Origin of the sequence: Micromonospora sp. WMMD956 (assembly GCF_029626125.1) — a bacterium.
GTDB classification, from domain to species: Bacteria; Actinomycetota; Actinomycetes; order Mycobacteriales; family Micromonosporaceae; genus Micromonospora; species Micromonospora carbonacea.
Genome location: NZ_JARUBI010000005.1, coordinates 2,284,752 through 2,300,000 on the forward strand (window position 1 = coordinate 2,284,752; position 15,249 = coordinate 2,300,000).

Below are 15,249 nucleotides of genomic sequence, written 5' to 3' on the forward strand. Positions count from 1 at the left end.
TGGACACCCCGGACCGCACCCTCCCCACCGTATCGGTTCTGTCAGGATGGGCGGATGTCCTCGCGCTTCCCGCGTCGGCGTCGCCCGCGCGCGGCGTACCCGGTGCTGCTGCTGCTCGCGCCGGTGCTGGCCGCCGGTTGCGGCGCGCCGCCGCCGAACCGCACGCCCGGGGCCGGCTGGGTGGCGCCGACCGGGATGGTCACCGGCGGGCAGCCGGCCGGGACGCCGGCCGACCCGTCGGGGGCGGCGGTCACCCCGTCGGCGACGGCGCGGCCGTCGGGGTCGCCCAGCCCGACCCGCACCGGCCTGCGGCACGTCTTCCCGGTGCGCGCGGGCAACGTCGCCTACCACCCGACCCACTCCGCCTATCCGGGGACGGACATCTTCGCCGACTGCGGCGAGCCGGTGGTGGCGGTGACCGACGGGACGATCCTGGAAGTGAGCCGGGTGGACCGGTTCGACAAGCGGGGGCCGCTGGGGCCCTACAACGGCGGCCTGTCGGTGTCGCTGCTGGGCGACGACGGGGTGCGCTACTACGGCTCGCACCTGAGCGCGATCGCCGACGGGATCGACGCCGGCACGCGGGTGCGGGCGGGCAAGCAGCTCGGCCGGGTGGGCCGCACGGGCAACGCGAACAACGTCTGCCACCTGCACTTCGGGCTCTCCCCGCAGTGTGCGGGCCGGGGCGACTGGTGGATCCGGCGCGGGGTGGTCTGGCCGGCCCGCTATCTCGACTCGTGGCGGCGCGGCGGCAACCGGGAGCCGGCCGCCGAGGTCGCCGCGTGGCGTCGCAAGCACGGCTGCCCGAAGGCGCCGGCCGGCACCGACTGAGCGGCGCGCTGGGAGCGGGACCAGGGCGGTCCAATCGCGACATCCCGGCTCAACCGGTCGCACACATTGACGGACGTCTCACACACCGGTTAACGTCCCGGCAAGAGAGAGCGCTCTCACAGGTAACGAACCCTCCCAATACCGACCCAGCGCCGACGCCGGCCGGTCCGGCGCACCCGCGCGATGGAGGCACCCGTGACACCTCCCACACCACACCGCCGCCGCCTCTGGGCCCTCGTCTCGTCCACCGTCCTCGCCCTCGCCACCGGCGGCCTCGCCGTGGCCGTCGACACGGCCCCCGCCCAGGCCGCGTCCGTCGGGGCGGGCAGCTACATCACCACGCCCGTCGGCCCGCTGCCCGCCGGCTGCGGGCAGCTCTCCACCAACCCCCGGCAGTACGTCACCGCCGACGCCCCCGCCGGGGCCGTGCCCACCAACGACTGGTGGTCGTCGCTGCTGTTCAAGCGCACCGACTGCGCCTACAGCGAGCCGCTGCACGCCCACCCGCTGTCCTACGACACGTTCACCGACGGCCTGGGCTTCTCGGCCAACTCGACCCCCGCGATCAGCGGGACGGCCACCGGGGTCGGCGAGTTCCACTACCCCTACACGCAGGACATCCGCGTCGGTGTCGCCGGGCTCACCGCGCCCAATGTGAAGGTCGCCGGCTGGACCGACTGGACCGTCACCCCGTACTGGAGCGACGGTGCGCGCACCCTGCGCGCCACCATCGGCCACGGCCTGCCGTTCGCCTACTTCCAGGCCACCGGCGGCGACGCCGTCGTCAACGCCAACAGCACCCCGACCGTGTGGTCCAACAGCGGCGCCACCATCGGCTTCACCGTCGCCGGCCACGACTACGTCGCGTACGCGCCCAGCGGCGCGAGCTGGACGGTCAGCGGGGGCCGGATCTCGTCCACCCTCGCGGGCAAGGGCTACTTCTCCGTCGCCCTGCTGCCCACCACCGCCGGCAGCACCGCCGCCGAACGCACCAGCCTCGCCGCCACCTACGGCCGGTACGCGCACGCCCACGTCACCGGCACCCGCGTCTCGTACGCGTACGACCAGGCGGCCAGCCGCCTGACCACCACGTACGCGTTCACCACCACGCCCCGGGAGGGCACCGCCACGCAGACCGTGGTGAGCCTCTACCCGCACCAGTGGAAGGCGCTCACCGGGTCGACGCCGCTCACCCAGACGTACCCGTCGGCGCGCGGCCGGATGAAGGTCCTCACCGGCGTCAACCAGTTCCGCACCGCGATGACCTACCACGGGGTGCTGCCCGAGCTGCCGGCCGTGGGCGACGGCTCCGGCGCCGACCTGGCCACCCTGCGCGACCAGCTCGCCGCCGTCCGGGGCAACCCGATGGACCAGCGCGGCGGCGACACGTACTGGACGGGCAAGGGCCTCGGCCGGGCCGCCCGGATCGCCGAGGTGGCCGACCTCGTCGACGACACCACCACCCGCGACAGCGCGCTGAACGCCATCCGGAGCACCCTCACCGACTGGTTCACGGCCTCGCCCGGCAAGACCGCGAAGGTCTTCTACTATGACCAGAACTGGGGCACCCTGATCGGCTACCCGGCCTCGTACGGGTCCGACCAGGAGCTCAACGACCACCACTTCCACTACGGCTACTTCATCGCCGCGGCGGCCACCCTGGCCAAGTTCGACCCGCAGTGGGCCACCGACGCCCGCTACGGCGGCATGGTGGACCTGCTCATCCGCGACGCCGACAACTACGACCGCAGCGACACCCGGTTCCCCTACCTGCGGGACTTCGACATCTACGCCGGCCACGACTGGGCCTCCGGGCACGGCTCGTTCGGGGCGGGCAACAACCAGGAGTCCTCGTCGGAGGGGATGAACTTCGCCAACGCCCTGATCCAGTGGGGTCAGGCCACCGGCGACACGGCCGTCCGCGACGCCGGCATCTTCCTCTACACGACGCAGGCGGCGGCGATCCAGGAGTACTGGTTCGACCACGCCGACGAGAACTTCCCGGCCGGGTTCGGGCACTCGACGGTCGGCATGGTCTGGGGCGACGGCGGCGCGTACGCGACCTGGTTCAGCGCCGACCCGGAGATGATCCAGGGCATCAACCTGCTGCCCGTCACCGGCGGCCACCTCTACCTCGGCTACGACCCCGCGTACGTCCGCACCAACTACGCCGAGCTGGTGCGCAACAACAACGGGCCGCCGACGGTGTGGCAGGACATCCTCTGGCAGTTCCAGGCGCTGGGCGACGGCAGCACGGCGCTGTCGAGCCTGCGGGCCAACCCCGGCTACACGCCCGAGGAAGGAGAGAGCCGCGCGCACACCTTCCACTGGATCCGCAACCTCGCCGCGCTCGGCACGGTCGACACCACGGTCACCGCGAACCACCCGCTGAGCGCCGTCTTCACCCGCAACGGGGCGCGGACGTACGTGGCGTCGAACATCACCGCCGCGCCGATCACGGTGCGGTTCTCCGACGGCGTCACGCTCACCGTGGGAGCGGGGAAGACGGCCACCACCGGGGCGTACACGTGGAGCGGCGGCAACGCCGCCGGGGGCGTGCCACCGACGGGCACCCCGAGCCCCACGCCGACCGCCAGCCCGACGCCGACCCCGACGCCGACGAGCAGCCCCAGCCCGTCGCCGACCGCCCCGCCGCCGGCCGGCTCGCCGACGCGCTACCTGCTCGCCGGGGGCGGGCTCGGCGCGGCCGGCGGCGCGGGCGCCACGACGGTGGCGGCGGCGAACGGCAACCACGACGGCACCCCGACCAACGCCCAGGTGTTCACCGCGACCGGCCTCAACCTCGCGTACGCCGGCGGGCAGACCGCGTTCGACCTGTTCCTCGACGCCGGCACCGCCGTCGGCAACGGGGTGCAGGTGCGGCTCTCCTACGACCTCACCGGCAACGGGAGCTGGGAACGGGTGGAGACCTACCGCTACTTCGCCACCGACCCGGTCCCCGGGTACGAGCACTACACCCAGGCCGCCGGGCTGCACTCCAGCAGCGGCACGCTCGGCAACCTGGCCAACGGCACCGTGAAGGTGGAGGTCTGGTCGGCCATCGGGGGCAGCCCGAGCACGCTCGGCCTCGGCAACCAGTCGGTCGTGAAGCTGCCGTACTCCTGATCCGACCGACCGCACGACCCGCACCCCCGCGCCGCCGGTCGCACCCCGACCGGCGGCGCGGGCGCGTAGGTTGCAGGGCATGACCGACCGGGACCCCGTCGCCGACCTGCGCCGGATCGCGTTCCTGCTGGAGCGGGCCAACGAGGCGACCTACCGGGTGCGGGCGTTCCGGTCGGCGGCGGCGGCCCTGGCCGCGTTGCCGGCGGCGGAGCTGGCCGAGCGGGCCCGCTCCGGCAGGCTCACCGAGCTGGCCGGCGTCGGCGACGTCACCGCCCGCTGCGTCGCCGAGTCGCTGGCCGGCGAGGAGCCGGTCTATCTGCGCCGGCTCGTCGCCACCGAGGGCACCGACCTGGACGCGGCGGCCACGGCGCTGCGCGAGGCGCTGCGCGGCGACTGCCACACCCACTCCGACTGGTCCGACGGCGGCTCGCCCATCGAGGAGATGGCGCTCGCGGCGGTCGAGCTGGGCCACGAGTACGTCGTGCTGACCGACCACTCGCCCCGGCTGAAGGTGGCCCGGGGGCTCACGGCGGACCGGCTGCGCCGCCAGCTCGACCACGTGGCGGCGGTGAACGAGGCGCTGCCCGAGGGGTTCCGCATCCTCACCGGCATCGAGGTGGACATCCTCGCGGACGGCTCGCTGGACCAGGAGGAGGAGCTGCTGTCCCGCCTCGACGTGGTCGTCGGCTCGGTGCACAGCGGGCTCAACGACGAGCGGAGCCGGATGACCCGGCGGATGCTGACGGCGATCGCCAACCCGCACCTGGACATCCTGGGCCACTGCACCGGCCGGATGGTGTCGTCGCGCCCGGCCGGGGTGCGCGGGCCCGGCGACCGGGCGCACCGGCCGCGTACCCGGGCCGAGAGCGACTTCGACGCGGACGCCGTCTTCGCCGCGTGCGCCGAGCACGACGTGGCCGTCGAGATCAACTCCCGGCCGGAGCGGCAGGACCCGCCGAAGCGGCTGATCCGGCGGGCGCTGGAGGCGGGCTGCCGGTTCGCGATCGACACCGACGCGCACGCCCCCGGCCAGCTCGACTGGCAGCGGTTCGGCTGCGAGCGGGCGGCCCTGTGCGGCGTCCCCGCCGACCGGGTGGTCAACACCTGGCCGGCGGAGCGCCTCGTGGCGTGGGCCCGGGGCTGACCGGCTCGCGCCAGACCAGTGGGTGCCGGGCTCAGCGGGCGGCGACCGGGGTGGCCGGTGGGGCGACGTCGACGGCGCGGGCCCGCCCGCGCCGGCCGAGCACGCCCTGGGTCACCGCGACCCCGGCCAGCACGATCAGCGCACCCACCGGCTGGTGCCAGGTGAGCCGCTCGTCGAGCGCCAGCGCCCCGATCAGCACGGCGAAGATCGGCACGAGGTAGGTCACCGTGGAGGCGGTGCTCGCCCCCGCCACCCGGATGTTGCGCAGGTTGATCACGAAGGCCAGGCCGGTGCCGAGCGCGCCCAGCGCGAGCACGCTGGCCAGCGCGCCCGCCGACAGGTCGGTGGGCAGCGGCGGCGCGCCCGCCACCAGCGGGCCGACCACGGCGAGCTGCGCGGTGCCCAGCACGAGCTGGGTCGCCGAGAGCGAGAGGCCGGAGTGGGCGCTGCCCGCGACGAACCGCTTCTGGTACGGGATGGCGAAGCCGTAGCAGGCCGCCGCGCCGAAGCACATGAGCTGACCGGTGAAGTGGGCGCCGCCGACGCCCGCCCACACGCCGAGCACCACGAGCACCCCGGCGAAGCCGAGCCCCAGCCCGACGGCCTTGCGGGTGGTCAGCCGCTCGGTGCGGAACACCAGCACCGCCATCGGCAGCACGATCAGCGGCGTGGTGGCGTTCCAGATCCCGGCCAGCATCGACTCGACCCGCTGCTCGCCGTAGCCGAACAGGGTGAACGGCACGGCCACGCCCAGCGCGGCGACCACGAACTGGTGGGCCCAGATCCGGGGCTCGCGGGGCAGCCGGTCGCGCAGCAGCGGCAGCGCGACGAGCAGGGTCAGCGCGCCGGCGGCGACCCGGTAGAGGGTGAGGTGCAGCGGGTGCAGCTCGCGGACGCCGACCTTGATGAACAGGAAGCTGGAACCCCAGATCGCGGCGAGCGCGAGGAAGCCGGGCAGCCAGCTGCGCAGCGCCGATCTGTCAGGGGTGGCATCGGGTGTCACCCCTGACACTCTGCCGCAGGGGCACGACGGTGTCGCGCGGTTTCCGGCCACCGTGTCCACCACCACAGCAACGACCTACAGTGGTGGTGCGTTGACCAGCCGAGGAGGTGCCCCCGATGGCGATGCCGACGCGTTTCGACCCACTCGTCGATCTCGACGGGATCTGGACCACCCAGCTCGCGGAGCAGTACCTCCCGCTGCCGCAGCTGCCCGATGTGCGAGCCTGCGGCACGCGGCGGTCGAACTGTTCGCCCTCGGCACGTCTGGCGTCTACGACACCGTCGCGCGGGCGGTCAGCGGCGAGCGGCTGCGGGCCGACGCGCCGTTCCCGATCGACTTCGACCCGGCCGAGCTGCTGCCCTGAACGCGGCAATCACGCTCGACAACCGCCCGGCCAGGTCGCGTAGTGTCACCCCGTGGGACGAATCGATGACCTCGCCGACCGGTACGTCGCCGACTGGGCGCAGCTGAGCCCCGTCGGCGCGACCTACGTCGGCATCGCCGGACACGACGACCAGCTCGACGACCTGTCGCCGGAGGGCTACGCCGGGCGCGCGGAGCTGACCCGGCGCACCCTCGCCGACCTCGACGTCACCGAGCCCGAGTCCGAGTCGGAGCGGACGGCCAAGGAGGCCATGCAGGAGCGGCTCGGCCTGGACCTCGCCCGCTACGAGGCGGGTGAGACGACCAGCGAGGTCAACGTCATCGCCAGCGGGCTGCACGACATCCGCATGGTCTTCGACCTGATGCCCACCGAGGGCGAGCAGGCGCAGGCCCACATCGCGGCCCGGCTCAACCGGTTCGCGGGCACCCTGGAGAGCTACAAGACGACGCTGCGCGAGGCCGCCCGCGCGGGCCGGGTCAGCTCGCAGGCACAGCTCGTCGAGGTCGCCAAGCAGTGCGACGTCTGGACGGACCCGGGCGGCGACAACTTCTTCCACGGCCTCGTGGAGCGGCTCGGCGTCGACGGCACGCTCGGGGCGGAGCTGCGCCGGGGCGCGGCGGCGGCCACCGCCGCCACCGCCGGGTTCGGCCAGTTCCTCCGCGACGAGCTGGCCCCGCAGGGGCGCGCCAAGCAGGCCGTCGGCCGGGAGCGGTACGCGCTCGCCTCGCAGTACTTCCTCGGCGCACGCGTCGATCTCGACGAGACGTACGCCTGGGGGTTCGCGGAGCTGGCCCGGCTGGAGGCCGACATGCGGACGGTGGCCGCGCGGATCGTCGGGCCGGGCGCGACGATCGACGAGGCGGTGGCCGCGCTGGACGCCGACCCGGCGCGCACCATCGCGGGCAAGGAGGCGTTCCGGGACTGGATGCAGGCGCTGGCCGACAAGGCGATCAGCGACCTGCACGGCACCCACTTCGACATCCCGGAGCAGGTGCGCCGCATCGAGTGCTGCCTCGCCCCGACCAGCGACGGCGCGATCTACTACACGGGCCCGAGCGAGGACTTTTCCCGGCCGGGGCGGATGTGGTGGGCGGTGCCGCAGGGCGTCACCGACTTCTCCACCTGGCGCGAGGTGACCACCGTCTACCACGAGGGCGTCCCGGGCCACCATCTCCAGGTCGCGCAGACCGCCGTCCGGGCCGACCTGCTCAACCGCTGGCAGCGGCTGCTGTGCTGGGTCTCCGGCCACGGCGAGGGCTGGGCGCTCTACTCCGAGCGGCTGATGGACGAGCTGGGCTACCTGGAGGACCCGGGCGACAAGCTCGGCATGCTCGACGGGCAGGCGTTCCGCGCCGCGCGGGTGATCGTCGACATCGGCATGCACCTGGAGCTGGAGATCCCGAAGGACAACCCGTTCGACTTCCACCCCGGCGAGCGGTGGACCCCGGAGCTGGGCTGGGAGTTCATGCGGGCGCACTGCCGGGTGCCGGACGAGAACCTGCGCTTCGAGCTGAACCGCTACCTGGGCTGGCCGGGGCAGGCCCCGTCGTACAAGGTCGGGGAGCGGATCTGGCTCCAGGCCCGGGAGGACGCGAAGGCCCGCAAGGGCGCCGACTTCGACCTGCGGGAGTTCCACCGGCAGGCGTTGGACCTCGGGGCGCTGGGCCTCGACCCGCTGCGCCGGGCGCTCGCCCGCCTCTGAGTCGCCGGGGACGACGGCCGGGGCCCGGGGGTGTGGCCCCGGCCGTCGCGTCGGGGGGCCGGCTCAGGCGAGGTCGAGCCGCAGCGCCGGCTTTCCGGTGAGGACGTCGCACTGGACGTACGCGAGGTCGATCACCGGGTCGGTGAAGGTGATCGGGATCGGCGAGGTGATCGGGATGCCGTCGGGGAACGGCAGGTCGGGCGTGAGCGTGATCTTGATGCCGAGCAGCCGCCCGACGAACCGGGTGGCGTAGAAGGCCACGTCGCCCTGGACGGTCAGCCGGTCCGTGACGTACCGCTGGCTCCGGCCGCCGGGGCCGTCCGCCAGGAGCTGGAAGTCGTCGGTGACGCTCTTCGCCATGCTGAACTTCAGCGCCCTGAGCGTGCCGTCGCCGGTCGGCAGGTCGACGATCCCCTCGAAGCGCAGCCCGGTCATGGTGACCTTCGAGCCGGTCAGCTTCGACGGCTTCCCCGCCACCCGGGGCTGGCCGGGCTCGGGGGCGATCCTGGGCAGCGGCTCGCCGGGCTCGACCTCGGCGGGCTCGGTGGGTTCGGGGGTGGCGCACCCGTCGCCGGGCTTGTCGGGGCTCGCCGACGCGTCCGGGGTCGGCTTCGCCGAAGCGGTCGGCCGGGCGGTGGACGTCGGCGTGCCGGTGGTGGGCGCGGTGCCCGTCGGCTCCGGGCTCGCGGCCGGCTCGGCGTCGTCACCGCCACCGGTGAACAGGTCGCCGATGCCGTCGATGATGTCGGTGAGCACGTTGCCCCCGGAGGTCTGCTCCGCGCTGGGGCTGGGGCTGGCACCGGGGCTGGGGCTCCTGCTGGCCGGGCGCGACGCCGACGGCCCGGGCTCGGCCGTCCGGGTGGCGGACGGGGTGGGGCACGGGGCGGCGGGGGCGGCCTGCACCGGGGCCTGGTCGCGCAGCGCCAGCGCCCCGGCGGCCGAGACGCTGAGCAGCACCAGGGTGATCGCCAGCAGCCTCGGGTCCCGTGCCGCGTCGCGCCGGCCCGAGCCGTCCTCGGCCGGGTGGCGCAGCGGGAGGCCGTCCGCCCCGACCACCGGCAGCACCTGGGTGCTGTCGTCGCCCCGGTCGGCGGACGGCGGGGGCGGCGCCTCGCGCAGCGGGTTGCGGGGCGGCGGCAGGGTGTCGGTGAGCGGCCCGGTGACGTCGTCGGGGTGCTGCGCGCGGGGCATCAGCTCGTCGACCAGCGCCGCCTCGTCGGCGCGGTCGGCGTCGGTCGGCCCCTCGGTCGCGGTTGCGGTTGCGGTTGCGGCCGGCCCTTCGACCGCGGTTACGGCCGGGCCCTCGGTCGCGGTTACGGCCGGGTCGGGCTCGGCCGGCGCGGCGGCCGGGCGGCGGGCGGGCACCCAGGCGAAGCCGAGCGCGCTGCCGACCATGCCGAGCAGCAGGCCGACGAAGAAGCCGCCGAGGTTGACGCCGATGAGCGAGAACACGGCGGTCACCGCGCCGACGATCGCGTAGAACATCCGCTGCTGCGGGCTGAACCACATCAGCATCCCGCAGGCCACCAGGATCACCGGGATCAGCCAGGACAGGAAGCCGGTCGGCCCCATCTGGAAGCTCAGGCCGCTGAGGCTCATCTGGGTGGTGGAGAAGATCTCCAGCCCGGCCAGCGCGGTGAACAGGCCGCCCCAGAAGGGGCGGGCCCGACGCCAGCGGCGGAAGCTGCGCCACGCCTGGCTGACCCGGCCCGGCTGGGCGTGCTGCGGGTTGGCGGTCGTCACGTACTCCTCCTGGCGGTGCTCACTGGTGACGGGAGGGGGCCGGGCCCGTGGAGGGCACCTCCACGGGCCCGGTGGCTAGCTCAGAAGCACTCCTTGGCGGCGGCACCCACGTTGACCTTGAGCTTCAGCCCGTTGAGGGTGAAGATCGCGGCGCTGGTGGAACGGGCCACCTGCTCCAGGTCGGTGATCGTCACGCTGTCGGCGCTCTGCCCGAAGGACTTCGCGGTGGCCCCCTCGTTGAGGTCGGTGGCGTCCCGGCCGATCTTGATGTTCTTGAACTCGGCGTCGCCGCCCAGGGAGTCCATGTCGATCAGCAGGCCCTTGGCGGTGGCCGGGTTGCCGCCGCCACCGGCGTTGATGGTGAGCACGATCGGCAGGTCGGGGATCTTCACCGACTGGCACAGGTCGTAGAGCTTGGCGTCCGCGATCTCGGACACCGCCACCGGGTGCGTGGTGCCGTCCTTCTCCTTGACGAACCCGCCGTACTGCTTGAAGCCGGTGCCCTCCAGCTTCGAGGCGCCGACCTTGAAGGTCTGGCCGGAGACGGCGAACGACGCCGCGATCGCGCCGTTGGCCATGCCGAAGACGATGGCGCCGGCGACGGCGGTCGCGGGCACCATCATCGCGGCGAACCGCCGCCAACGGGTGCCGCCCTGCTCCAGACGGTCTTCCGAATCCTTCACGAGGTCCTCCTCGAACGGGGGTCACCGAGCGCGGGATCACGGCTCGGGGGTGGGGGAAGCTGCGGTGGCTGCTGCGATCCGCTGGCCGGACGGCGCGCGCAGCGTGCGGATTGGATGCTGCCGCGAAGCGACCCAGGTCACAAGACCCTTGCTACCGGCGGGTAACTCGCCCGCGTCGCCAAGATCGGTTATGGTCACCTTCGGTCAACGCCCGCCTCGACGCCCCACCGGACAAACCGGGCCGAGTGCGACAGGCGGCGCGGCGAGACTCACGCGACGTAGCCGTGATACCCGCCGGTAACTTTTTGGTAACGGGAACCTGCCAGACCGCTGAGAGTGATCCATCGATCACCGCCGGGGCGATACCGGTGTGGAAATCCCGCCTGACCGGCCCGGTTCAGCCCGCCGGACACCCGGTGCGCCGCACGCCGACACGCTGCCCGGACACGGCCTGGGACGCAGACTGCCGGACGGCCCCGCCGTTGGTTACCGTAGGTGTCTCCCGGGTGGGAGACGCTCCCACGTGGTACGTACCGATCGAGGTTGCTGTGACTCTGTACGGCGAAACACGACCGCCCGCCGACGACCGGCCGACCGTCAAGGTGACCGCGGTGAGCTGGCCGGTCGACGAGCCGGCCCCCGTCGCACCGGCAGCCACAGCCGCCACACCCGGTGCCGGGCCGACCCGCCGCAGCCGCCGGCTGCGGGTCCTGCTCGCCGCCGGCGTCGGCACCGCCGTCCTGGCCACCGTCGGCGGGGTGGGTGCCTACGCCTACGCCGGCGACGTCCCGCGCGGCACGACCGTGCTCGGCACCGAGCTGGGCGGCCGCAGCCGCACCGACGCGATCCGCGAGCTACGCGCGGAGCTGGAGCGGGCGGGCACGCCGCACACCCCCCTGCGGGTGACGGTCGGCGAGAAGACCCTGGAGTTCGCCCCCGCCGACGTGGGCCTCGCCGTCGACGTCGAAGCGACGGTGGACGCGGCGGCCAAGGCCCAGGCGCACCCCGTGAGCCGCCTCGTCGGCTCCCGCGCCGTCGACCCGGTGGTGACCGTCGACCCCGCCCGGCTCGACGCGGCCCTGCGCAAGGCGGCCGGCGACCAGACCCGCGAGTGGACCGTGCCGGCCATCATCTTCACCGGCACCACACCCAAGCCGGTACGCCCCAAGTCCGGCCTCGCCCTCGACCCGCAGCGCTCGGCCCAGGCCGTCCGCGCCGGCTGGCTCTCCGGCCAGCCGGTGACCGTGCCGCTGGTCGAGAACACCCCGGCGACCAGCGCCGAGGAGGTCGACAGGCTCGTCGCCGAGCTGGCCCGCCCTGCCGTCGCCGCCCCCGTCACCCTCGACACCGACAAGGGCTCCGTCACCATCCCGCCCGCCGCCATCGCCCGGAGCCTGCGCTTCACCGCCGACGACGCCGGGAAGCTGACCCCCCGCGTCGACGTGAAGCGGCTGCGGGCCGCCCTCGGCGACAAGCTCGACGCCATCGAGACCGAGCCCCGCGACGCCCGGATGACGGTCACCGGAGGCAAGCCGAAGCCGGTCGAGGGGAAGCCCGGCCAGCAGCTCGACAGCGCCGCGCTCAGCCGCGACCTGCTCGCCGTCCTGCCCCGCACCGACGACCGGAAGGTCACCGGCCGGCTCACGGAGACCCAGCCGGAGCTGACCACCGAGAAGCTGGCCGGGCTGGGCATCGTCGAACGGGTCTCCCGGTTCACGACCCACTTCACCGGCGGCCTCTCCTCGCCCCGCAGCCAGAACATCGTTCAGATCGCCAAGGACGTCGACGGGACGGTCGTGCTGCCCGGCGAGACGTTCTCCCTCAACGGCCACACCGGCGAGCGCGGCTACGCCCAGGGCTACCGGGACGCCCCGGTGATCCTCGACGGCAAGCTCGTCCCCGGGGTGGGCGGGGGCACCTCCCAGTTCACCACCACCCTGTTCAACGCCACCTACTACGCGGGGCTGGAGGACGTCGAGCACAAGCCGCACTCCTACTGGTTCAGCCGCTACCCGCCGGTCATCGAGTCGACGATCTTCTGGCCGAACCTCGACTTCAAGTTCCGCAACAACACGAAGTACGGCGTCCTCATCGACACCTCCACCACCGCCAGCTCGGTGACCGTGTCGATCTGGAGCACGAAGATCTACGACAGCGTCAAGACGGAGTACGGCCCCCGCCGGGACGTCACCAAGCCGAAGACCATCCACCTCAAGGCCGGCCCGTCGTGCATCCCCAGCAACGGCATCGACGGCTTCACCCAGGACGCCTTCCGGGTCATCAAGAAGGACGGCAAGGTGGTCAAGCGGGAGAAGTTCACCTGGCGGTACCTGGCCGAGCCCCGCTACGTCTGCGGCGGCCCCGCCGACTGAGGCCCGCCGGGCCCCGGACACACCGATGCCCCGCCGACATATCGTCGGCGGGGCATCCCATTGGGTACGCGAAACACGCGCCCCGCGCCCGCAGCGGGCGCTCAGGGCCGCGCGTCGGCCAGCCCCTGCCGTACGCCGTCGGCGTCGCGGTCGGTGCCGTACACGGGCGTGTCCGGCTGCTGCCGCCAGCTCTCGTCGAGGGTGCCGGCGTCGACCGGGTCGAAGCCCAGGGCGTCGACCAGCTCCATCACGACCCGCTTGGCGTCGGCGTCGTCGCCGGCGACCGGAAGCCCGATCCGGTCCGCGGCACCGGCCGGCCGCCCGTTGTCCATGAGGTGCTGGGCCTGGATGTTGTTGAACGCCTTCACCACCCGGGCACCCTTCAGGTGCTCCGCCGTCCACCGGCTCGAACTGAGGCTGCGGTCCAGCAGCTCGGCGATCTCGCCGTCGCGTTGGGGGTAGTAGTTGTCGGCGTCCACCACGATCCGGCCCTCGAAGAGCCCGGCGGGAAGGTCCGGCACCGCCCGCAGCGGGATGGCCACCACGACGATCTCGGCCCGCTCGGTGGCCTGCTCAAGGGTTCCCGCGGTCGCCCCGGTCTCCCGCGCGAGGTCGCCCAGGGACGCCGGCCCACGCGAGTTGGTGACCGTCACGTCGTGGCCCAGGGCGCTCAGCCGACGGGTGAGGGTGCCACCGATGTGCCCCGACCCGATGATTCCGATCTTCATGACCACTCCTGCCTCCGCCTCCCGGCGGTCAGATCCGGTCGGACTGTGGGCAGGTACCCCGGTCGGCGCGTCCCAATAGCGCTGGAGGCGAACGCCACGTACGGTTTTCCGGCCACGGTCGCGGGGAACGCCACCGGCGGCGGGTCCCCGATCGACGCTACCGAGACGAACGGCGTGGGTGGGAGTGTTCCGGGGAAGTGGCCGGAATGCGTTTCAGGGCCACCCCGGTCGGGGTGGCCCTGAAACGAAAGAATGTCCGGCGGTGTCCTACTCTCCCACACCCTCCCGAGTGCAGTACCATCGGCGCTGGAGGGCTTAGCTTCCGGGTTCGGAATGTAACCGGGCGTTTCCCCTCCGCCATGACCGCCGTAACTCTATGAACATATCAAACAACCCCTCGGGCCGTCTGTTTGTTCAGAGTTGCACAGTGGACGCGTAGCAGCTTTGTAGTCAAGTCCTCGGCCTATTAGTACCGGTCAACTCAACCCGTTACCGAGCTTACATCTCCGGCCTATCAACCCAGTCGTCTAGCTGGGGGCCTTACCCCACCAAAAGTGGGTGGGATACCTCATCTTGAAGCAGGCTTCCCGCTTAGATGCTTTCAGCGGTTATCCCTTCCGAACGTAGCCAACCAGCCGTGCCCCTGGCGGGACAACTGGCACACCAGAGGTTCGTCCGTCCCGGTCCTCTCGTACTAGGGACAGCCCTTCTCAAGTATCCTACGCGCACGGCGGATAGGGACCGAACTGTCTCACGACGTTCTAAACCCAGCTCGCGTACCGCTTTAATGGGCGAACAGCCCAACCCTTGGGACCTGCTACAGCCCCAGGATGCGACGAGCCGACATCGAGGTGCCAAACCATCCCGTCGATATGGACTCTTGGGGAAGATCAGCCTGTTATCCCCGGGGTACCTTTTATCCGTTGAGCGACACCGCTTCCACACGCAAGTGCCGGATCACTAGTCCCGACTTTCGTCCCTGCTCGACCTGTCAGTCTCACAGTCAAGCCCCCTTGTGCACTTGCACTCAACACCTGATTGCCAACCAGGCTGAGGGAACCTTTGGGCGCCTCCGTTACCCTTTAGGAGGCAACCGCCCCAGTTAAACTACCCACCAGACACTGTCCCTGAACCGGATAACGGCCCGAAGTTAGATACCCGAATCAACCAGAGTGGTATTTCAAGATTGCCTCCACCCATACTGGCGTATGAGCTTCACCGGCTCCCACCTATCCTACACAAGCTAACTCAGATACCAATGTCAAGCTATAGTAAAGGTCCCGGGGTCTTTCCGTCCTGCCGCGCGTAACGAGCATCTTTACTCGTAATGCAATTTCGCCGGGCCTGTGGTTGAGACAGTGGGGAAGTCGTTACGCCATTCGTGCAGGTCGGAACTTACCCGACAAGGAATTTCGCTACCTTAGGATGGTTATAGTTACCACCGCCGTTTACTGGCGCTTAAGTTCTCCGCTTCGCCCCCGAAAGAGCTAACAGGTCCCCTTAACGTTCCAGCACCGGGCAGGCGTCAGTCC

Annotated in this window: 9 protein-coding genes and 2 rRNA genes (1 of these 11 cut by a window edge); 5 read left to right on the forward strand and 6 right to left on the reverse strand. The window is 72.0% G+C overall.

Annotated features, from left to right (window positions below; all coding sequences use genetic code 11):
• Nucleotides 1-54: 54 nt before the first annotated feature.
• The 3 genes from O7628_RS10590 to O7628_RS10600 all read left to right on the forward strand — a co-directional run bounded on the left by O7628_RS10590 (nt 55) and on the right by O7628_RS10600 (nt 5,101).
• Nucleotides 55-831, forward strand: coding sequence for a M23 family metallopeptidase (locus O7628_RS10590; RefSeq protein WP_278129969.1), 777 nt, complete (start codon nt 55-57; stop codon nt 829-831).
• A 195-nt stretch (nt 832-1,026) separates the two neighbouring features.
• Nucleotides 1,027-3,957, forward strand: a complete 2,931-nt coding sequence (locus O7628_RS10595; protein ID WP_278129970.1) for a glycosyl hydrolase — start codon at nt 1,027-1,029, stop codon at nt 3,955-3,957.
• A gap of 79 nt (nt 3,958-4,036) precedes the next feature.
• Nucleotides 4,037-5,101, forward strand: coding sequence for a PHP domain-containing protein (locus O7628_RS10600; protein WP_278129971.1), 1,065 nt, complete (start codon nt 4,037-4,039; stop codon nt 5,099-5,101).
• Nucleotides 5,102-5,132: 31 nt separating this feature from the next.
• Here the strand turns inward: O7628_RS10600 and O7628_RS10605 are convergent, their stop codons facing one another.
• The gene (locus O7628_RS10605) at nt 5,133-6,104 is read right to left on the reverse strand and encodes a DMT family transporter (protein WP_278129973.1); all 972 of its coding nucleotides are present in this window, start codon (nt 6,102-6,104) and stop codon (nt 5,133-5,135) included.
• A gap of 416 nt (nt 6,105-6,520) precedes the next feature.
• On the opposite strand from O7628_RS10605, the gene O7628_RS10610 reads away from it, so the two are divergent.
• Entirely contained in the window at nt 6,521-8,191 is a 1,671-nt protein-coding gene (locus O7628_RS10610) for a DUF885 domain-containing protein (RefSeq protein WP_278129975.1), read from the forward strand.
• A 63-nt stretch (nt 8,192-8,254) separates the two neighbouring features.
• On the opposite strand, the gene O7628_RS10615 is transcribed toward O7628_RS10610, so the two are convergent.
• Together O7628_RS10615 and O7628_RS10620 are read right to left on the reverse strand one after the other, a co-directional pair.
• Nucleotides 8,255-9,934: a DUF6114 domain-containing protein gene (locus tag O7628_RS10615; RefSeq protein WP_278129977.1), complete on the reverse strand. Its 1,680-nt coding sequence runs from the start codon at nt 9,932-9,934 to the stop codon at nt 8,255-8,257.
• 80 nt (nt 9,935-10,014) lie between these two features.
• Nucleotides 10,015-10,557 (reverse strand): DUF6230 family protein, encoded by a 543-nt coding sequence (locus O7628_RS10620; RefSeq protein WP_074472784.1) that lies wholly within the window; start codon nt 10,555-10,557, stop codon nt 10,015-10,017.
• Nucleotides 10,558-11,165: 608 nt separating this feature from the next.
• Between O7628_RS10620 and O7628_RS10625 the strand changes: the two genes are divergently transcribed.
• Entirely contained in the window at nt 11,166-12,989 is a 1,824-nt protein-coding gene (locus tag O7628_RS10625; protein ID WP_278129979.1) for a VanW family protein, read from the forward strand.
• Nucleotides 12,990-13,090: 101 nt separating this feature from the next.
• Here the strand turns inward: O7628_RS10625 and O7628_RS10630 are convergent, their stop codons facing one another.
• The 3 genes from O7628_RS10630 to O7628_RS10640 all read right to left on the reverse strand — a co-directional run.
• The gene (locus O7628_RS10630) at nt 13,091-13,717 is read right to left on the reverse strand and encodes an NADPH-dependent F420 reductase (protein WP_278129981.1); all 627 of its coding nucleotides are present in this window, start codon (nt 13,715-13,717) and stop codon (nt 13,091-13,093) included.
• Between the two features lie 254 nt (nt 13,718-13,971).
• Nucleotides 13,972-14,088 (reverse strand): 5S ribosomal RNA (gene rrf / locus O7628_RS10635).
• A gap of 75 nt (nt 14,089-14,163) precedes the next feature.
• Nucleotides 14,164-15,249: ribosomal RNA gene (locus tag O7628_RS10640) — 23S ribosomal RNA — on the reverse strand; it runs 2,024 nt beyond the window's last position.

Excerpts from the sequence above, each read along its gene's own strand:
- O7628_RS10590 (WP_278129969.1), top strand. The coding sequence starts at position 55 with ATGTCCTCGCGCTTCCCGCGTCGGCGTCGCCCGCGCGCGGCGTACCCG.
- O7628_RS10600 (WP_278129971.1), top strand. The coding sequence starts at position 4,037 with ATGACCGACCGGGACCCCGTCGCCGACCTGCGCCGGATCGCGTTCCTG.
- O7628_RS10620 (WP_074472784.1), bottom strand. The coding sequence starts at position 10,557 with ATGATGGTGCCCGCGACCGCCGTCGCCGGCGCCATCGTCTTCGGCATG.
- O7628_RS10630 (WP_278129981.1), bottom strand. The coding sequence starts at position 13,717 with ATGAAGATCGGAATCATCGGGTCGGGGCACATCGGTGGCACCCTCACC.